Genomic DNA, 21,387 nt, shown 5'->3' with positions numbered 1-21,387 from the left:
AAAAATAGTTAAAAAAATTTCATCACTAATATTTCTTTTTATAATAATTTACTTTGAATACTCTACTTTTATAAGTGATAAAGCTAGTGTAGGGCAAATAGGTTTCTTATTTGCTACATTTTCTCATAAGTATTTTGGTTTCTTATCATATATTTATTTATTACTTTTTTTATATCCTTTATATATTTTAAATTTCAAAAAAGATTTTGATATAAAAGATTTTTCTTTAAAAGTTGTTGCAATAATTCTTCTTTTAATTTCTTTGTTAACGTTTCAATCTCTTGTTGTCAAAAAAGGAATTTATAGTGGAGATATAGGAAATTTTATAATTGACTCTATGTTCCCATTTATTGGACTTGCAGGTCTTTGGATTTTTGTTTTAATTGGTTTAGTAATTTCTTTTTTAATAATTTTTGAAGATAGTGATATAAAAATTGATCCAAAAAAACTTGTACCGAAATTTAAAAAAGTCAATACCTCTTCAAAACCAAAAAGAATAGAAAATAAAAAAAGACAAAAAAGAAAAGAAGAGAAAGTTACAGTTAAAGAAGTAGGTGATATTGCAGAAATAGTTATTGAAGATGCAGAAGATAATATAGCTGAAATACAAGTAGATGATTTAAATATTATTGATTTAAACCAGGTAGAAGAATCAACAGTAGAACAAAGTGAAATAGCTGAAGTAATAGAAGAACAAGTTACTGGACATGGAATTATTGTTGAAGAGTTAGAAGAAAATAAAAAACTATTAGATGAAATTGAATTAGGTAAGACTGAGAAGCCAAAAGACTTTGAGTTGCCACCAACAAAATTTTTCCAGTCAGCTCCTAAAGAGAAAAAATCAAAAATATCAGAAGCTCAAATTGATAAAAAAATTGAAGATTTATTAGAAAAATTATTGATGTTTAAAATAGAAGGGGATGTAGTTAGAACTTATACAGGACCTGTAGTCACTACTTTTGAGTTCAAACCAGCTCCAAATGTAAAAGTATCTAAGATTTTGAATCTTCAAGATGATTTAGCAATGGCTTTAAAAGCTCAAACAATAAGAATTCAAGCTCCAATTCCAGGTAAAGATGTAGTTGGGATTGAAGTTCCTAATGAAGATACACAAACTATTTATATTAAAGAATTACTTGAAAGTGAAATCTTTCAAAATGCTAAATCTCCTTTAACTATGGTTTTAGGTAAAGACATAGTTGGAAAACCTTTTATTACAGATTTAAAAAAGCTTCCTCATTTATTAATAGCAGGAACAACTGGTTCAGGTAAGTCTGTAGGTATAAATGCAATGATTCTTTCACTTTTATATAAAAACTCACCTGATAACCTTAGACTTGTAATGATTGACCCTAAAATGCTTGAATTTTCAATGTACAATGATATTCCACATCTATTAACTCCTGTTATTACAAAACCTACAGATGCAATTAATGCTTTATCAAATATGGTTGGAGAGATGGAAAGAAGATATACTTTAATGTCTCAAACAAAAACTAAAAATATTGAAAATTATAATGAAAAAGCTAAAAAAGAAGGTTATGAAGAGATACCATATATAGTAGTTGTTATTGATGAGTTAGCAGACTTAATGATGACAAGTGGAAAAGAGGTTGAACTTTCAGTTGCTAGACTTGCCCAAATGGCAAGAGCTTCAGGAATTCACTTAATAGTTGCAACTCAAAGACCTTCTGTTGATGTTGTTACTGGACTTATTAAAGCAAATTTACCAAGTAGACTTTCATATAAAGTAGGGCAAAAAGTAGATTCTAAAATTATCTTAGATTCTATGGGTGCTGAATCACTTCTTGGGCGTGGAGATATGTTATTTACACCTCCTGGTATGTCTGGACTTGTAAGAATACATGCTCCTTGGTCAAAAGAGACAGAGATTGAAGATGTAGTGGATTTCTTAAAAGATCAAAGAGATGTTGTATATGATATGAATTTTGTAAAAGATAGAAATAGCTCTTCTTTAAGTGGAAAATCTTCTGATACAAATGAAATTGGTGAATTAGACGAGCTTTATGAAGATGCAAGAGAAGTTGTTTTAGTTGATAAAAAAACTTCAATCTCATATATTCAGAGAAAACTTAGAATAGGGTATAACCGTGCAGCAACGATTGTTGAGCAATTAGAAAAAACTGGTGTACTTTCTGAGCCAAATGCAAAAGGTAACCGAGAAATCTTAATTTAATCAATATTGTTACAGAATATTTACTTTGATATATTATAATTACATTTGTAAATAAGGAGTAATTATTGATTAATATTTTGATGATAGAAGATGATTTAGAACTTGCAGAAATTTTAATAGATTATTTAGACCAGTACAATATAAAAGTAACAAACTATGATAGTCCAGAGCTAGGAATTTCTGGGTTAAGACTTAAAAAATATGATTTAATTATCCTTGATTTATCTTTACCAAATATTGATGGTATTGAAGTATGTAAAATTATTCGAGAACAATATTCAATTCCAATTATAATTTCAAGTGCACGTTCAAATTTAGGAGATAAAATTGCTTGTTTTTCTTATGGTGCAGATGACTTCATGCCTAAACCTTATGATACTCAAGAATTAATATTTAGAATTAAATCTATTCTTAGAAGATGTAACTTTGAACTTCCTTCTCAAGAAAAACTTCAAAAAGAGTCTATTTTTATACATAAAGAAGAGAAAATGGAGATATTTAAAAAAGATGTTCTTCTTGATTTAACCAATGCAGAGTATTATATTTTGGCATATTTAATAAAAAGAGCGGGTTTTGTAATCTCACGAGAAGAGATTCTTACAAATGTAGATTCTATAAAGTATGAAAGTACATATAAAAGTATTGATGTATTAATTGGACGAGTTAGAAATAAAATTGAAGACAACTCAAGAAAGCCAAAGTATATTCATTCTATTAGAGGAGTAGGGTATAAATTGGTTAACGAATAAAAAGAGTTCAATTCTTTTTCAGATAACAATCTTTTTTTCAATTATATTTTTTATTATAAACTTAATTATTTTAGTACAGTTTTTACTTGATAATCATAATTATAAAACATTGAATATTCAGAGATATTTTAATGCTACTAGAATTGTTTTAGAATCAAGATTTGAACAAGCTGATGATCAAGAGATAAATAAAAAAATTAAACATCTTTTTCTAAAATTATCAGATGTTGATTTACGTGCATTAAAAGAACTTGCAAATGAATATGAAGATGATAAATTTGCACCTATAGAAATCTTTGAATATAATGATAAAAAATATATACATCCAAGACCACCAAAATTTAGGGACAGAACAAAAAAAAATATAGAATTTCGACCTTTTAAGAAAAAAAGACCGGGGCCTATAATATTTATTGATTTATTAGATGATAATGAAATAAGATATTTTTGGTTAATTGTTCTTTTAAGTACTGATATTTTACTTGGTTGGTTTTATTACTTTTTATATAAAAAATTAAAGCCACTTGTTCGGTTGAAAAATGAAATTACAAAATTTTCTTATGGAAACTTAGATATAAATACAAAAGCTATAGGTAATGATGAAATATCACAAGTTTCAAATGAATTTAATAATGCTATAACAAAAATACGAGAATTAAATGATTCTAGAAAGCTTTTTTTACGTAATATTTTACATGAATTAAAAACACCTATTACAAAAGGAAAACTTGTTTCTGATACTTTAGAAGAAAGTAGAAGAAAAGAGATTTTACAAAAAGCTTTTTTAAGATTAGAGTATCTTTTAGGTGAGTTTGTAAAGCTTGAAGAATTAACTTCAGGAAAAATGAATTTAGTTAAAAAAGAGTATAGAGTTATTGATTTACTAGATCAAGCAATTGATATATTATTAATAGATAGAGATAAATTAGAAATATTTTCTAATGTAACAAAAGTAAATGTTGATTTTGAAATATTTTCAATTGCCTTAAAAAACTTAATTGATAATGCCTTAAGATATAATACCAATGATAAAGTTGAAATATTTGTTAAAGAAGATTCTTTATTGATTAAAAATAAAGGAGAACCACTTAAAAAAGATTTTGAACACTATTTAACACCATTTAGTAGAGAATATGAATCTATTGATAAAGGCTTAGGTCTTGGTTTGTATATAACTAATAATGTAATACAAAGTCATGGATATAAACTTTATTATTCTTATAGCGGATGTTACCATTTATTTAAAATTCAATTCAAAATAGATTCTTAGTTATCTTTCATTTACTATATATTTTTTTAATTAACTTTTATTACTAGAGTCTTACCTACTGTTTTTCTTCCTTTGATAAAGTTGTAAAAACTTTAGAAGGAGTCTTTAATGTCTACAACAAGTGATATAACTACAACAAGTAGTACTGATGCTTATGGTAACTCTTACACGACAGCTGTAAGTGGTAATGATAGTTTAGATAATAATGATTTTATTACACTAATGTTAACTGAATTATCTATGCAAGATCCAACTGAACCTGTTGACTCTAGTACCATGCTAGATGATCAACTTCAACTACAAACTTTAGAAACAAATATTTCTCTAGCCGAATCTATGGAAACTTTAGCAACATCATATGCTCAAACATCTCTATCTAGTTCTGCCGCATTAATTGGAAATGTAATTGAAAATGGAAATCTTGATGATTCTGGAAATACAAAACAATATAAGGTTTCATCGGTTGAAGGTGAAGATGGAACAATATATTTATCTGCTTATGAAATCACTGGTTATTATGATGTTTATTCATTTGAAGAGACTAGTAGTATTTCAAATAATCTTGATACAAGTGTTGATGAAAATGATAGTTTAACTATTACTGATAGTTCGGGAGATAGCCATGAAATAAGTACTTATGGAAAGACTTATGAAGAAATCGCAGAAGAATTAAATTCAATTGATGGAATTACGGCATCAATGATGGAGAATTCTAATGGAAATTATCAATTAGTTGCATCTGTTAGTGGCGGAGCCTCAAATTTATCTCAAAGTGGAATAAGTTTGTCTTATTCTAGTGACAATGCTACAGCTTATGGTAGTGAAGTTGAAAAAATTCCATATAGTAATGTTACTAAAATTTACTAATGTTACTAAAAAAACAAAATGTTTCTTTTTGTTTAAATATTATTTTTAAAAGTGAGTAAATGAATACCTAGAGTTTACTCTAAATCTTTATGATTTCTATATGTGGTTTTAATCACAGAAGTAATCATAAAGGATTTAAAATGATTGGTGCATTATGGACAGGAATTTCAGGTTTAGCGTCACAACAGGTTGCATTAGATAACGAATCAAATAATATTGCAAATGTAAATACTGTAGGTTATAAAGCCTCAAGGGTATCATTTGCTGATTTAATGTATCAAGATAGCATTGGTAAAGGTTCTACCGTTACTAGTGCTGAGAAACAATATACTCAAGGAAGTCTAAACTTAACAGGTTCATCATATGATATGGCATTAAATGGAGATGGCTTCTTTGTTGTTTCTGATGCAAGTTCTACTGGAACATCTGAATTATATTACACCAGAGCTGGTAACTTCAGGATGGGTGATAATGGAACATTACAAGATGCTTCAGGAAATGAGGTTCAAGGTTGGGCTATGAGTCCTTTAGATGCAGATAATGATGTCACTTCAACAAATTCAAATTGGACATCTTTTACTAGTGATTTTACAAAAGTTGCAGGAAATCAAATAATACAATTTTCAAATAAAATAGAAACATACTCTGCAAAAATGACTGATTATACAGATTCTGCACAAAGTGATTCTTCTGTATTAAGTGGATCAGGAATAAAAACACAATCTACAAAAGTATCAGATATTGAAGCATTAATTTCAAATTATACTAGTGCTTTGGATGATTATGCAATTGATCCAGATGCAACATCAACACCTTCAATTTCACAAATTAGTACTATTGATTTTCCAGATGGTTCGGATACTCTTTTAGATAATGAGGGTGATCAAATATATGTATATATTAATGGAGATAAATATACTCAAGATTATGTAAGTATAACTACTACTGAAGATGTAGATGGTAGTGGTACAGTAGATAGTGATGATAATATAGCTGCAAGTAGAATTGCAACTTATAAAGCTTTAGCTGATGAAATATCAAATATTACAGGATTAAAAGCATATACAGTTGATAGTTCAAATAATGCTAGTACTTCAGACGCTGATGTTCTCAATGGAACTATAAAAATAGAATCTATAATACCTGGAGAATCTTTTACTATTGGGGATATTTATGAAGTATCAAATTCAATAGAGACTGCAGGAAGTGAAAATACTATAACGCAGGCTACTATGGGTACAGGTGAGGGTGCAGTAGAATCTGCAATGCAAGCTTTAAAAGATGCTGTTGCAGGTGAACAACAAGATGTTTACCAAGAAGAAGATATCTTTAGTGATGATGATGGCGTAAGTATTTCTTTTGATACAGGAGACACGGTAAGCTTTAGTTTAAATGGAACTGCTATTACCTCAACATATGCAGCTGGAAGTGTAGATGACTTTGAATCAATGATTGATAATTTAACTGCGCAGATTAATAGTGACCCTGATTTACAATTAGAAGTAGAAGCAAAAAATATTAATGGAAATCTAGTAATTCAATCAAAAGAGACGGGAGAAGAGTTTTCAGGGATTATTCAATTTACTGATTCTTCTTCAACTACTACCTATACAAAAGAGATGAATTTAGATTTAAGTGGTAACACTGGTGCAGATGCAGAGTTTATGCAAATTTTGTCAACTGTAGATCAAACAACTTCTCAATCTTCTTTACAATTAAAACTAGACACTTTAGGTTTAACAGACTCTTCTTTTGGTGAGTTTAGTGTTGATGATAATGGCGTGATAACTATGACTCAAGATGGTGTTGATTATGCTATTGGTCAAGTTGCTATTGCACAATTTAACAATAATATCGGACTTGAAGCAGTAGGAGATAATCTATTATCTAAAACAAATACTAGTGGTGATCCAATTTATATGGTTAATAATGACAACTCAACTAGTATAGAGAGTGAAACTTTAGAACTAAGTACCGCGGATTTGAGTGAAAGCTTAGTAAATTTGATGGTTTTTCAAAGAGCTTTTGAAGCAAATTCAAAATCTATTACAACTGCAAATGAGATTTTAACAACATTAATTCAATTGAAACGATAGTAAGGATTTATTATGGTTAATTCAATTAATACAATAATGTACAATCTAGATATTTTAAATGACAGAAACAATAAAGTAAATCATGGTCTTAGCACAAATGAAGCACTTGAATATGGTAGTGATGATTCTATTAGATACGATTATATATTAGGAGTAAAAAATGATATTAATATTTATACTTCTATAAATGAGAGTATAAATTATAATACTGCTTTTAATACTTCAAGTGATACGGCTTTAGCTGAAATAAAAAGTGTTACAGAATCAATACTTTCTGAATTGATAAAAGCTAATACTGATACAACAAGTGATGAGGGAAGAGTAGTTATTGCAGGACAAGTAGAAGACTATAAGCAATCACTTCTTTCTTTATCAAATACAAGTGTAGATAATCAATATCTTTTTTCAGGAGTAAATACTGATATAAATCCTTTTTTAGAGGATGAAACCACAGGGGAGATTTCATATCAAAGTGATAACTCTTTAAAACAAGTTAATGTTGAGGAAAATCGTTATGTATCTCAAGGTGTAAATGGAATAGATGTCTTTTACTATACAAATAATAGTGTTGAAAATACAGATGGTTTTACTTTTTCATCAAATGAAATAATTTTAGATGAAGATGGAAATGAGTGGAAACTTATGGATTCTAATAATGATGGAACATCTGATGGTCTATTTTTAAATGGTGATATTACATCCTCTTCAATGCTTGTAACAGATAATGGTGATGGAACTTTTAGTGCAGTAAATACATCTAGTAGAAGTCTAGAAATTAAACACTCTATTTTTGATGATTTAAATGAAGTTATTAGTGCTTTAAAATTAGAAGATGAAGATGGAAATACTATTAGTAAAGGTGATGCAAGTGTCATTCTTTCAGTTACTTTAGAAAACATTGATACAGCATATGACTCACAAAATATTTCACACTCAATTGTTGGAACTAGAACAAATACAATTAATACTTACCAAGATATTGTTCAAACAAAACTAACAAACTTGACAATCTTGGAAAATGAATACGCAAGTGCAGATTTAACTGCACTTGCAGTTGAAGCACAGGCTTTGGAGAATACTTATTCTGCATTGTATTCAACAATAAATAGAGTTAATTCTCTATCTTTAATTAATTACTTAAAATAAAGGATATCTTATGAAAAATCAAGTTGACTTAATAGGCTTACAGTCTCAAGTACAAGATTGTTATAGTTTTTTTGTTCAAAATCATCAAACATCTAATTTTGATCATTTAGAAGAGATGTTAACAAAATTACAAGAAACAATGATTCAATTAACAGTAACAAACTTAGTTAATATTATAGATAGGGTTATAGAAGATGGAAGAATAAATAATAATGGTCAAAATAGACAATACAATATTTCCTCTTTACAAATAATTGGTAGTAGTGTTAGTTTAATATGTCATGAAGTTATTGGCTTTGATAATATTGATAAAAAATATGTTTTAGATAGTGATGTTTCATATATAGACTTTACAGATGTTGTAAGAATGTATTAAAGGATTCATTATGATGGATTCTCTATATACTGCACAATCAGGACTTTTTACTTCTAGATATGCAATAGATGCTACTTCAAATAATATTGCTAATGAAAATACAGAAGGCTATAAAAAAAGAGTTGTAAATACAAGTGAACTTAGTTCTTTAGAAAGTAATATTGGAAATGGTGTATCTTTTGATGGTATTACAAGAACTACGAATCAATTTTTATATAACCAATTAATAAAACAAACAAGCGAACAATCTTTTTATGAACAAGAAGATGAGATTTTATCCCAAATAGAGATTATGTTTCAAGAGACTGATAGTAGCGGTTTTTCTGTATCTTTAAATGATTATTTTCAATCAATTGAAAACTTACGTTCAAATCCTAGTAATGAGATATATAAGTCTGATCTCGAAAATCAATCTGAGATATTAGTATTTAGTTTAAAGGATTTATATAGTGATTTAGAGACTATTGAAGAAAATATATTTACTCAATTATCAAATGATGTAGACCAAGTAAATGAAATATTATCTCAAATCGTGTATTTAAATGAACAAATACAATCAAGTAGTCAACAAAGAGATGATTTACTTGATAAAAGAGATCAATTAGAAAAAGAGTTAAGTGATTATGCAAATATTGAAGTTGATACTAGTAATGACAATTATACATTAAAAATAGCTGGGGCAACAACAATTTTTAATGGTGTAAATTTACATGAAATTAGTATTACCCAAGAAGAAGATAGAACCTTTATAAATGTATATAACAACGAATTAAATCTATCAAGTGGTTCATTGAAATCTTTAAGTGAAAACCTAAGTGATGATAGTTCATCTATCTATTCTACTATGCAATCATTGGATGATTTTGCTAAAGCTTTAATAGATGAAGTCAATGCAAATAGTACTACAGCTATTTTTAGTGGAGATTCTGTTTCAAATATGAGTTTTGATTCATCTGCAATAAGTGATTTAACAAATGATAACTTAGAAAACTTAGCTCAAATACAATGGGGTGAATATAGTATTGATTCTACAAGTACTGATATCTCATCTTTTAGTGAGTTTTATCAGTCTTTACGTGTTGAGATATCTTCAAAGGTTGAAAATAATGATTTTAAACTTGAAGCACAAGAATCAGTTGTTCAATCATTACAAACTAGTTTTGATAATTTTACAAAAGTTGACAGTGATGAAGAGATGATAAAACTAATTGAATACCAAGCTGCCTATGAAGCAAATGCAAAAGTTATTACAGTAGTAGATGAAATGCTACAAACACTTTTAGATATGTAAAGGATAAATAATGGCTGATGGAATATTAGGATTAGGAAGTTCAAGTAGCGGAGTAAGTTTAGATCAATCATTGATTGATCAATTAAAAGAAGCAGATAGTGCATCACAACTTGATCCTATAACGGCTGAAATTGAAGATACTGAAGCTGAGATTGAAGCAGTAGATGCAGTTGAAAGTAAAATATTAGAATTACTTGCAGTTATGGAGAATCTTGATTTATATACAAGTGGTACTAATGTATTTGATGAAGTGAGTGCAAATACTTCTGGTGACTCAGTAGTTTTTGATGCTGCGGATACAAGTTCTTTAAATCCTGGGACTATTAATGTCACAGTAGAACAGTTATCAACAAAAGATGTTTATCAGTCTGATACTATTAGCAATAGTGAAGATATAATGGATGATGGTACATTAAGCATCACAGTAGGTGATGAAACTTATGATTTTGTAACTACAGGATTAACTTATGAAGAAGTGTTAACTGAAATGAATTATTATAGTTCTTTAGATGTTGCTTTAGAACAAGTAAGTGATGATACACATAGGTTCGTTATTAAAAGTACAGAAAGCGGATTATCTAATGCTATTACCATTTCTCAAAGTGGTGATTTAAATCTAGGGTTTGAGAATGAAGATAATCATGTATTAACTGCACAAAACTTCAAAGGAACAGTTGATGGAATAGATTATGACCTCTCGTCAAATAAATTTACGATGAATAATGGTTTAATAATATCTGCAATAGAAACAGGAGATTCTTCAATAAGTATTGAACAAGATAGTTCGTATGTTGTAGATGCTGTTGAGTCTATGGCTACAATATATAATGAATTAGTAGACTTAGTAAATTCTTATGTTATTGGAGATGAAGATGATCCAGCATTAATATCTGATAGTAGTACTTTAAGAACAATTATGACTGACATAAAAAACTATTTTTATGAATCATATGGCTTAACTGATGAAGAAAATGCATTTGTTTATGGCCTTTCCTTTGATATTGATGGATATATGGAACTTGACAGTACTACTTTAACAGAATCTTTGACCTCTAATTTAGATGATGTAAAAGAGTTATTTGTTGGTTATGCAGAAAAAGAGGGAATAGGGACTGCATTAAAAACATATCTTGATGCTTTAGATAGTACAGATGGAACAATAACTTCTTATCAAGAGAGATTAGATGAATATCTAGAAACATTAAATGATGATTATGATTCTGCATCGGAATCATTAGATGAAAAATATCAAACAATGGCTTCTCAATTTGCAGATTATACGGTTCTAATAAATCAGATGGAGAATGATTTTGCTTCATTACAAGCAATTATTGATAGTGAGGATTAAATTGTTACTTCTTGTTTACTTTAAAATAGTATTATTTTAGAATAAGATTAAAAAGGAGTATTTATGAACTCTATAGAAATGAGCTCAATGGCTAGTTTAGTTATGCCAACAAGTACAAGTATGGCTAGCCATATGATTTCTAAAAAAGACTCTGATTCTGATTCTTCTCTTAGTATTGAAGAGATGGGAATAAGTGAAGATAGTTTTAGTTCATTTGATTTAGATTCTGATGGTTTAATAAATCAATCAGAATTAACATCTGCAATTGATTCAAAAATGTCTGAATTTAATGGTGAAATGCCTTCAAAAGAAGAGTTTCAATCTATACTTTCCTCTTTTGGTTTTGATGGACCTTCAACAAATAATACTTTGTCTTCTTATGCACGAGAAACTATATCTTCAGTTTTATCAAATTATGATGCGGATAATTTGACTGAAAGTGATGCTCAAAGTATAGTTGCTGCCTTCAAAGAAGCAGGAATTCAACCCTCATCTGAATTAGCAAGCGCGATGGAAGAAGCTGGTTTTGATGCACATGAGGTTGGAACTCTTGCAGGAGTTGGAGCTGCACAAGGGGGAACACCACCTCCACCACCAAGTGGCAGTGGTGGAACATCATCTTCTGAATCTGAGGAAGAGTTTGATGTTCTTGATACCAATGAAGATGGAGTTGTTTCTTTATCAGAATTAGAAGAAGCTTATGGTACAAGTCAAAGTGATACTTCTGAGTTGTCTTCAAATCAACAAAACGCACTTGATAATCTTAGTGTATTAATGGATATGCTTAAATCAAATAGTGAAAATGAAGAATCAAGTATTGATTCAAAAAGTTTCGATGGATTATTAAAGGCAATTAATAATCAAAATAGTAATAGTGAAATTAATTCATATTTACAAAACTCAAATACAAGCTCACTTTTTAGCTACGCATAGATTGCGTAGCTAATATATACATTATTTTTTTAATATTAAACTGCATAAATCCTTCTTTTATATTATTTATGATAAAATATTTTTATTATATAAAGCAAAGGAGTATGTTATGAATACAAGTATTGTAGGAAGACACATAGAATTAACTGAACCAATTAAAGATTACGTTAATAGTTCAGTAGAGATTTTTAAAAAATATAATTTAGATATTATATCAGTAAACTCTATTATCTCTCAAGAAGAGAAAAATGGAAGAAAAGCATTTACATTTGAATTTACTTTAAATATTGCTCATTTAGACACGGTTGTTGTAAAACAAAAAGATAAAGATTTATATTCTGCAATTGATATTGCTGTTGATAGAGTTTCTAAAGTACTTAGAAGACATCATGATAAAATCACTGGTCACAGAGCTACTAAACTTACTGAGGTTGCATCTGCTGAAATTGAAGACGAAATTGCTAACGAATTAGAAAAACTAGATTCTGAGATTTTCCCTGTTAGATTAAATTCATACAAACCAATGGATATTGAAGAAGCATTATCAGAATTAAAAGATTCAGATGCTGCATTTAAAGTATTCTATGATAAAGATGATAATATGAGAGTATTATATAAAGCAAGTGAAGAAGGAAAATTTGGATTATACTAAAAGTATATTCTAAATTTTGTAAAGGTATTAGCTTTATGGCTAATGCCTTTTTTAATTTAAAAGGAATAAGAAACTTAAATGAATAATACACTAAAAAAGATAGCACTTATTGGACAACCAAATGTTGGTAAATCCTCTTTATTTAATAGAATTGCAAAAAAAAGAATTGCAATTGTTTCTGACATGGCTGGTACAACTAGAGATATTAGAAGACATGAAGTTGAAATTTTAGATAGAGATGCAATGATGCTAGATACAGGTGGTATTGATGATACTAATGATGCAATATTCTCAAATGTAAAAAGAAAAGCAGTTGAGTGTGCTAAAGAAGCTGATATAATACTTTTTATGGTAGATGGTAAAAGACTACCAGATGAAAAAGATAAAGAACTATTTTATGAGCTTCAAGCTTTAGGTAAAAAACTTGCTTTAGTAGTAAATAAAATTGATAATGATAAAGAAAAAGAAAGACTTTGGGAATTTTATGAGTTTGGTATTTCTGAAGAGGATATGTTTGGTATTTCTGTATCACATAATAGGGGTACAAAAAGTTTATTTGAGTGGATTTGGGAACAATTACCTCCCCGAATTGTAATTGAAGAACCAGTTATTGTTCAAGACGATGATGATTTTCTAGAAGAGTTTCTTGATCCTATTGAAGATATTAATGAATCTGCCCAGCTTGATGATGGTGAAATAAAAGTAGCAATTATTGGTAGAGTAAATGTTGGAAAGTCTTCAATATTAAATGCATTAGTTGGGGAAGAACGTTCAGTTGTTTCGCCAATTGCAGGTACGACAATAGACCCTGTAGATGAACAGTTTGAATATAAAGATAAAAATATCACATTTGTAGATACTGCTGGTTTAAGAAGACGTGGAAGTATTGAAGGAATTGAGAAATTCGCTTTAATGAGAACAAAAGAGATGTTAGAAAAAGCAAATCTTGCATTAGTAGTTCTTGATGCTTCTGAAGAGTTAGTTGATTTAGATGAAAAAATTGCTGGACTTGTTGATGAATATGGTTTAGGAACAATTATTGTTCTTAATAAATGGGATATTAATAGAGATGACTTTAAAGAAGTAGAAGAAAAAATAAGAAGTAAATTTAAATTTCTTTATTATGCTCCAATTATCGCTGTATCTGCTAAAACAGGAAGAAGTATTGATAGATTAAAAGATAAGTTAGTTGAAATTTATGACAATTATGCACAAAGAGTTCCAACTTCTGTTTTAAATAAAACAATAGAAACTGCAGTTATCAGACATTCTCTTCCTAGTCCAAATGGCGCTTATTTAAGAATCTATTATTCGACACAATTTGAAACAAAACCGCCAAGAATTGCACTAATTATGAATAAACCTAATCTTTTACACTTCTCTTACAAGCGATATTTGATAAACTTCTTAAGAAATAATATAAATTTTGAAGGTACCCCTATTCATGTAGTTACACGTTCTAAAGGTCAAAGAGAATTAGATGAGGAACACGAAGAAGATATTTAAATTATTATAAAAGGAGGAGCTACTTGATTTCTGCTAATAGTATAAAAAATGATATATTTGGTGGTATTACAGCTGCCGTAGTAGCTCTTCCTTTAGCTTTAGCCTTTGGTGTTGCAAGTGGTGCTGGTGCTACTGCTGGACTATATGGCGCTATTATTCTTGGTTTTTTTGCTTCTTTATTTGGTGGAACTTCTACTCAAATTTCTGGACCTACTGGCCCAATGACAGTTATTACAGCAACTGCAATAGTAGCTTTTCAAGATGATTTTGAATCTGTTATAATGGTTATTTTTCTTGCGGGACTTATTCAAGTATCTTTAGGACTTGTTAAAATTGGTAAATGGGTTAAATATATTCCATACCCTGTAATTTCTGGATTTATGAGTGGTATTGGAGTTATTATTATAATCTTACAAATCAATCCATTTGTAGGAGTAGATGCTTATGGTTCTGTAATGCATACTTTAGTGGAACTTCCAAATACTTTTCATTTTGCAAATGACGAATCATTGATAATTGCGTATATTACACTAGGAATTATGTTTATGACACCTCCTGTTGTCTCAAAATATGTTCCTCCTGCACTTATTGCCTTAGTTTTTGTTAGTTATTACACTATGTACATGGGATATGATGTACCTACAATTGGTGAAATACCAATGGGTTTTCCAGAATTTAGTATTCCTACAAAATTTGATATTTTACAGCTAGATACTATTCTTACCTTGTCAATTACTTTGGCTCTTTTAGGTTCTATTGATACTTTATTAACTTCTCTTGTTGCAGATTCAATGACAAAAACAAAACATAAGCCAAACAAGGAGCTTATTGCACAAGGTATAGGGAACTCTCTTTGTTCATTAGTTGGAGCAATTCCAGGTGCTGGAGCAACAATGAGGACGGTAATAAATATAAAAAGTGGTGGAACATCAAGAGTATCTGGGATGATACATTCTATTGCACTTTTATTTATAGTTTTATTTTTAGCACCTTTAGCTTCTAAAATACCTTTATCAGTTCTTTCTGGTATTTTAATTAAAGTTGGATTCGATATTTTAGATTATAAATTTTTAAATATTATGGGAAAAGTTTCAAAGCATGATTTATTGATTATGATTACAGTATTCTTACTTACAATTTTTGTTGATTTAATTATGGCTGTTGGTGCAGGAATAACATTTGCTTCAATTTTAGCAATATATAAAATATCAAAAAGTACAAGAATGCAAACAAGACATGCTAAAAATAAAGTAAATTTTGATATTGATGTTGAAAATAAAGATACAAAAATATTAAAAATTGAAGGTTCCTTATTTTTTGGTACTGCTTCTGTTCTTGATAGAAAAATAGATAAAATTAATCCTAATACAAAATTTATTATATTAGATTGTCTAAATGTGGCCTTTATGGATATTTCTGCAATATTTATGATTGAAGAAATTATAACTAGAACAAAAGACAAAAATATAAAAACTATATTATTATTAAAACATTCAGATAAAAGAAAAGTATTAAATGTTGATACTCATGAAGTATATAAAAATTCTGAAATATATAATAATCTTGAATCTGCTGTAAATGCTATTCAAGAAAAAGACTTCAAGGAGCATCATTTACAATCATGAGTAAAATATATTTATTGAATAATATACCTTTTGAAGGTGTAGAAAACTTAGAAGTTTTTAAGATAGAATTTATATCTTCAAATATAAATCTAAAAAACTATGATGCACTTATTTTTACATCTAAAAATGCTATTTATTCTCTTGATAGTTTTAATAAAGAGTGGAAAAATATAGATTCTTATGCAATAGCACCTAAAACTGCAAAAGTTATAGATGAATATAATGGAAGAGTTAAGTTTATTGGAAAAAGTTCTCATGGAAATGAGTTTGCAAAAGAATTAATACCATTATTAAAAGATAAAAGATGTTTATATATAAGAGCAAAAAAAGTAGTTTCAAATCTTGTTGATATACTTAAAAAGAATAATATTTGTATTGATGAGTTAATAACATATAAAACAGTATCAAATATTGATTCATTAGATAAGGAGATTGAAAATAATTCTACAATAGTTTTTACCTCTCCTTCAAGTGTAAATTGTTTTTTCAAGAAATATCAGTGGAATGATACTTTAAGAGCCATTGTAATAGGAAAAACTACAGCTAAATATTTACCAGAAAATATAAAATATGAGATATCTTCTAGTACTTCTATTGAAGAATGTATAAAACTTGCTAAGAAGCCTATAGTTTAATGTTTAATTTAAATATTATTAGATAAAATTAAGACATCTAAGTAGTACGGGATTTCCATTGTTGAGGGTCCGATACTATATTTTTGTATGTAATTGTAATTACACGGTGTGTAGCGTTTACTTTTTGTATTTCTGCTCCTAAAGTGTTATTCTTACGTGCTATCGTTGGCTTTTGTGGGCCATTTTGATGGTTAACGTCTACTTGGATCGTTTTATTTATTACTCATTTTAAGGAAAATCTAGTGAACATTTTAATTCTTGGTAGTGGTGGAAGAGAATACTCTATAGGGTTAGCTATATCTAAAGAAACTGAAGAACATAACTTATATTTTATGCCAGGTAATGGTGCAACTGATAATTTAGGTACAAATATTAATATAAAAGATTATAACGAATTAGCATCTTGGTCAAAAGAAAATAGAATTGATTTAACAATTGTTGGACCGGAAGCTCCATTAGTAGATGGTGTTGTTGATATTTTCAAAGAAAATGGATTAACTGTATTTGGACCAAGTAAGGCTGCAGCGCAACTTGAAGGTTCAAAAGTTTATATGAAAAATATTTTAAAGAAATATAACATACCAACAGCAGCGTTTATTGAGACTACAAATGAAAAAGAAGCACATGACTTTATTGATACTATGACGGCTCCAATTGTTGTAAAAGCAGATGGATTATGTGGTGGGAAAGGTGTAATTATTGCACAATCAAAAGAAGAAGCAAAAGAAGCTGCATCTGATATGTTAGCAGGTACTTCTTTTGGAGATGCAGGAACTTCAATTGTTGTTGAAGAGTTTTTAGATGGATATGAATTATCAATCTTTGCTATTTGTGATGGAGAAAACTATAAAGTTTTACCTGCAGCACAAGACCATAAGAGAATAGGGGATGGAGATACGGGTCCTAATACTGGTGGGATGGGTGCATATGCTCCAACACCACTTGTAAATGATGACATTTATAAAAAAGTTGAAGAGAGAGTTATTAAACCAACACTAGAAGGTATGAAACAAGAAGGAGCACCTTTTGAAGGTGTTCTTTTTATTGGAGTAATGGTTGTAAATGGTGAACCTATTATATTAGAATATAATGTAAGATTTGGTGATCCAGAGTGTGAAATTTTAATGCCTTTATTAGAAACTCCTGTTTCTGAATTATTTTATAAAGGTGCTACAAAACAACTTGATAAATTAGATATCAAAATTAAAGATGAGTTTGGAGTTGCTGTTGTAATGGCAAGTGCAAATTATCCATATGGTTCAAGTGAACCTGCAGAAATTATTGTAGATGATATAGTTGATGAAGATATTTTAAATAATACTCATATCTCTTATGCAGGAGTATCAAAAGAAGACGATAAACTATTTGCTACAGGTGGTAGAGTTTTATTATGTGTAGGATTTGGAGACTCTATTAAGAAAGCTAGAGATAGAGCTTATGCACTTTGCGGGCAAGTACATTTTGCTGGTAAGAAAATTAGAACTGATATTGCATATCAAGCATTGAAATAAGAAGAAAATCTCTAGATATGAATACTGATAATTTAGAATTAGCTTCTATGCGTTCAAGAGCTATGGCTTTTGTGATTGATGATTTCCTTGTTACTTTTATTATAATAGCTATGTATTGGGAAAATATAGCTGCGAGTGGTAATGATTTAGTATCTGTATTGGTTGTAATGAATGAATTTGTTTGGCAAATTTTATTTTTAAAATTTATTTATCAAACTTTATTTGTATGGTATTATGGGGCAACAATTGGAAAAATTATTACTAAGATAAGAGTAGTTGATTTTAACCACTTTGGAAGGGTTTCAATCTTTACAGCAATAATAAGATCTTTTATGAGACTTGCGAGTGAGATGTTTTTTTATATAGGATTTATTTTTGGATTCTTTAATGATGGAAGACAAACTTTACATGATAAAATTGGTAGAACGTTGGTTGTAAATGCTTAGAAAATTTCTTGCAACAATTATATTAGTAGTTTCGTTAGAAGCACAGGTAGAAAAATTTCAAGTAATTGCAAATAATGTTGATTCTAAAAACAATATAATGATAGCAACTGGAAATGTTGTTATTTTTTCTCCTACATATTATATTACAGCTCAAAAAATCATATATGACAAAAACAAAGGAACTTTTGAGCTTTTTGATGATGTAGTAATTTTAAAAGACAATAATGTACAAACCAAAAGTGAATATGCTTTTTTAGATGTAAATAGTGATGATCTATATCAAAAACCAAATATGTTCTTTGAAGAAGAAGGTGCTATTTGGATAAATTCTAAAGATTCTGAAAAAAAAGATGATGTAATTTCTTTAGCTTCTTCTATTTTCTCTAGTTGTGATTGTGTTGATCCTGATTGGAGTATAAGAATGTCTAGTGCAGACTATGATACAGAAGATAAATGGATTAATACTTATAATGCAAGGTTATATGTTAAAGATATTCCTGTTTTATATACTCCTTATTTAGGCTTTTCTACAAATACTGAAAGAAGAACTGGACTTTTAATGCCTACAATTGGATATTCAAAAAGTGAAGGTGGAACTTATTCTCAGCCAATATATATTGCCCCTGCTAAAAATTATGATATAGAAATAATACCTCAATTTAGGGCAAAAAGAGGTGCTGGTATGTATGCATATATTAGGTATGCAGATAGTATCGATTCTATACTAAAAGTTAGTGGAGGATATTTTGGAGAAAAGAAAGATTATCAACTTGAAAATGATTTAAGAAATCAGGAACACTATGGTTTTGATATAGATTATAAAAGATACAATCTTTTTGCAAATAAAAAAGGTACTAAAGATGGATTATTTGTTTCTATAAACTATTTAAATGATATTGAATATAAAACTTTAGAAGATGATAAATATAAAGATGATACCGAGCGGTATGTTGAATCAAAAATTAATTATATTTATGACACTCCTAGCTATTTTTTAGGTTCGTATTTTAGATACTATATTGATACTGATAATGATTCAAATGCAGCAACTATGCAAGAATTACCAAAACTTCAGGCTCATACTTATTCAAGACCTTTCTTGTTAGATAAACTATTATATTCTACAGATATAAAATATACAAACCATACAAGAAGAGATGGAATTACTGCAAATCAATATGAATTTAATTTACCTATCTCATATTCATATTCTTTTTTTGATGATTATATACAATTAATCGCAAAACATGAATTTAGTGCAAATAAATTTGATTATGGAAATACAGATACATTATTAGAAGATGCTACATATATTGAGAGTAATACTACAATTGGTCTAAGTTCAGATTTGATTAAACCTTATGAAAAATATATTCATACAATGAATTTAAGTGCACAATATTCTCATTCTAATATTATTAAAGAAGATGGTGATTTATATTTTGATTCAGATAGTATTTCAGAATTATCTCCTTTCCCTGTTACAAGAAGTTCAGATAGTATTACTTTAGGGATTAATCAATCATTTTATGATAAAGAAAACTTAAAACAAATTGTTAACCATAAGTTAAAACAATCAATTTTATATGATGAATTTGATGATGCAAAATTTCAAAATATGGAAAATGAAATAGTTTATAATTATATACTTGGTTCTGTGAAGAATAAACTTACTTATAATCATCAAGATCATAAGTTAATTGAATCTTCTTCTTCTTTTTCTTTAACATATGATAACTTTTCAATGAAACTTGGACATTATATGTCAAAAGACACTCCTAATTCTGGAAAAGAGGATTTAGAATCTTATCAAATTGACTTAAAATACAAATTATCTGATGAATATTCTATAGGATATTATACAAATTATAATTTAGAAGAAAAATTAAGAAGTAAGCAATCATTTATATTTGGAATTACAGATAAATGTTGGAATTTAGATATAAAATATGAAAAAGAGATTATTGCTTCATCAACAACAGATGGTGATCCAACAAAACAAGATATTATTTATTTACAATTACTTTTAAAACCATTAGGTGGTATACAACATGAGTATGAATTAGAACAAGAGGATGTTGATAACTAATGACACCTGATAAAATTTATTTCAAAAATAGAGAAGTAGCTGCTTATAGACTAATTGATGTTTTACCAATTAGTAAAATGAGATTGGAAGATTGGATAGTCGTTGCAACTTCATATGGGGCAAATCCAATTGCTAAAATAATTGCAAATGAGTTAGATGCTAAATTTGATATTATGTTCTCAAGAAAAGTATACTCGCCAAATAATGAAGAATGCGAGGTAGCGATTGTTACTGAAACAGAAGAGGTTGTAATCCATGAAGAACTAGTAAAAGCATTTGATATTAGTTTGGATTTTATTTTTTCTAAATCAAGATATATTTTTGAAAATGAATTATCTTCTTGTGTAAATAAATATAGAAAAGGAAAGAAGCTTGAAAAGTTAGAACATAAAAATGTTCTATTAATTGATGAAGGTTTAAATACAAGTTTAACAATGATGGCTTGTATTAAAACAGCTATTAATTTGGGTGCAAAGTCAGTTTCTGTTGCAATACCTATTTTGCCCACAGCTAGTATAAATACAATAGAATCAATAGCAGATGATTTGTATTATGTAAAAAGTTTAGATCATTTTATAACTATAGATTTTTATTATGATCAATTAGAAGAAATTACTTATGAAGAAATTAAAAATAATAAAGGATAAATT

At 28.4% G+C, this 21,387-nt stretch carries 18 protein-coding genes; all 18 read left to right on the top strand.

What is annotated here, in order from left to right; translation table 11 throughout:
- Positions 1-4 precede the first annotated feature (4 nt).
- Positions 5-2,197, top strand: coding sequence for a DNA translocase FtsK 4TM domain-containing protein (locus tag BT997_RS06085; RefSeq protein WP_143145165.1), 2,193 nt, complete (start codon positions 5-7; stop codon positions 2,195-2,197).
- A gap of 65 nt (positions 2,198-2,262) precedes the next feature.
- On the top strand, positions 2,263-2,946 hold the full coding sequence (locus BT997_RS06080; RefSeq protein ID WP_072680565.1) for a response regulator transcription factor: 684 nt from the start codon (positions 2,263-2,265) through the stop codon (positions 2,944-2,946).
- On the top strand, positions 2,927-4,216 hold the full coding sequence (locus BT997_RS06075) for an ArsS family sensor histidine kinase (protein WP_307190050.1): 1,290 nt from the start codon (positions 2,927-2,929) through the stop codon (positions 4,214-4,216). The genes BT997_RS06080 and BT997_RS06075 overlap by 20 nt, the downstream gene beginning before the upstream one ends.
- 108 nt (positions 4,217-4,324) lie before the next feature.
- Positions 4,325-5,083, top strand: coding sequence for a flagellar hook assembly protein FlgD (locus tag BT997_RS06070; RefSeq protein ID WP_072680564.1), 759 nt, complete (start codon positions 4,325-4,327; stop codon positions 5,081-5,083).
- Between the two features lie 140 nt (positions 5,084-5,223).
- Positions 5,224-7,179 carry a flagellar hook-basal body complex protein gene (locus tag BT997_RS06065; RefSeq protein WP_072680563.1) on the top strand — a complete coding sequence of 652 codons (1,956 nt, stop codon included), beginning with the start codon at positions 5,224-5,226 and terminating at the stop codon, positions 7,177-7,179.
- A gap of 12 nt (positions 7,180-7,191) precedes the next feature.
- On the top strand, positions 7,192-8,325 hold the full coding sequence (locus BT997_RS06060) for a hypothetical protein (RefSeq protein WP_072680562.1): 1,134 nt from the start codon (positions 7,192-7,194) through the stop codon (positions 8,323-8,325).
- A 10-nt stretch (positions 8,326-8,335) separates the two neighbouring features.
- On the top strand, positions 8,336-8,701 hold the full coding sequence (locus BT997_RS06055) for a hypothetical protein (protein WP_072680561.1): 366 nt from the start codon (positions 8,336-8,338) through the stop codon (positions 8,699-8,701).
- A 10-nt stretch (positions 8,702-8,711) separates the two neighbouring features.
- Positions 8,712-9,992 carry a flagellar hook-associated protein FlgK gene (gene flgK / locus BT997_RS06050; protein ID WP_072680560.1) on the top strand — a complete coding sequence of 427 codons (1,281 nt, stop codon included), beginning with the start codon at positions 8,712-8,714 and terminating at the stop codon, positions 9,990-9,992.
- Positions 9,993-10,002: 10 nt separating this feature from the next.
- Positions 10,003-11,340 (top strand): flagellar filament capping protein FliD, encoded by a 1,338-nt coding sequence (gene fliD / locus BT997_RS06045; protein WP_072680559.1) that lies wholly within the window; start codon positions 10,003-10,005, stop codon positions 11,338-11,340.
- A gap of 63 nt (positions 11,341-11,403) precedes the next feature.
- Positions 11,404-12,273, top strand: a complete 870-nt coding sequence (locus BT997_RS06040; RefSeq protein ID WP_072680558.1) for an EF-hand domain-containing protein — start codon at positions 11,404-11,406, stop codon at positions 12,271-12,273.
- A gap of 109 nt (positions 12,274-12,382) precedes the next feature.
- Entirely contained in the window at positions 12,383-12,925 is a 543-nt protein-coding gene (hpf, locus tag BT997_RS06035; protein ID WP_072680557.1) for a ribosome hibernation-promoting factor, HPF/YfiA family, read from the top strand.
- Positions 12,926-13,003: 78 nt separating this feature from the next.
- Positions 13,004-14,431 carry a ribosome biogenesis GTPase Der gene (gene der, locus BT997_RS06030; protein ID WP_072680556.1) on the top strand — a complete coding sequence of 476 codons (1,428 nt, stop codon included), beginning with the start codon at positions 13,004-13,006 and terminating at the stop codon, positions 14,429-14,431.
- A 23-nt stretch (positions 14,432-14,454) separates the two neighbouring features.
- Positions 14,455-16,056: a SulP family inorganic anion transporter gene (locus tag BT997_RS06025; RefSeq protein WP_083568511.1), complete on the top strand. Its 1,602-nt coding sequence runs from the start codon at positions 14,455-14,457 to the stop codon at positions 16,054-16,056.
- Positions 16,053-16,691, top strand: a complete 639-nt coding sequence (locus BT997_RS06020) for a uroporphyrinogen-III synthase (protein WP_072680555.1) — start codon at positions 16,053-16,055, stop codon at positions 16,689-16,691. Before BT997_RS06025 ends, BT997_RS06020 begins: the two co-directional genes overlap by 4 nt.
- A gap of 242 nt (positions 16,692-16,933) precedes the next feature.
- Complete coding sequence (gene purD / locus BT997_RS06015) at positions 16,934-18,202, top strand: phosphoribosylamine--glycine ligase (RefSeq protein ID WP_072680554.1); 1,269 nt, start codon at positions 16,934-16,936, stop codon at positions 18,200-18,202.
- Between the two features lie 17 nt (positions 18,203-18,219).
- Positions 18,220-18,648, top strand: coding sequence for an RDD family protein (locus BT997_RS06010; RefSeq protein WP_072680553.1), 429 nt, complete (start codon positions 18,220-18,222; stop codon positions 18,646-18,648).
- Positions 18,641-20,737, top strand: coding sequence for an LPS-assembly protein LptD (locus BT997_RS06005; RefSeq protein WP_072680552.1), 2,097 nt, complete (start codon positions 18,641-18,643; stop codon positions 20,735-20,737). The genes BT997_RS06010 and BT997_RS06005 overlap by 8 nt, the downstream gene beginning before the upstream one ends.
- Positions 20,737-21,384 (top strand): phosphoribosyltransferase, encoded by a 648-nt coding sequence (locus tag BT997_RS06000; protein WP_072680551.1) that lies wholly within the window; start codon positions 20,737-20,739, stop codon positions 21,382-21,384. Before BT997_RS06005 ends, BT997_RS06000 begins: the two co-directional genes overlap by 1 nt.
- Positions 21,385-21,387: the final 3 nt, after the last annotated feature.

Origin of the sequence: Arcobacter sp. LA11 (genome assembly GCF_001895145.1) — a bacterium.
Classification (GTDB): domain Bacteria; phylum Campylobacterota; class Campylobacteria; order Campylobacterales; family Arcobacteraceae; genus Halarcobacter.
The sequence above is the reverse complement of the archived record's forward strand: the minus strand, read 5'-3'. Positions and strand labels throughout refer to the sequence as shown.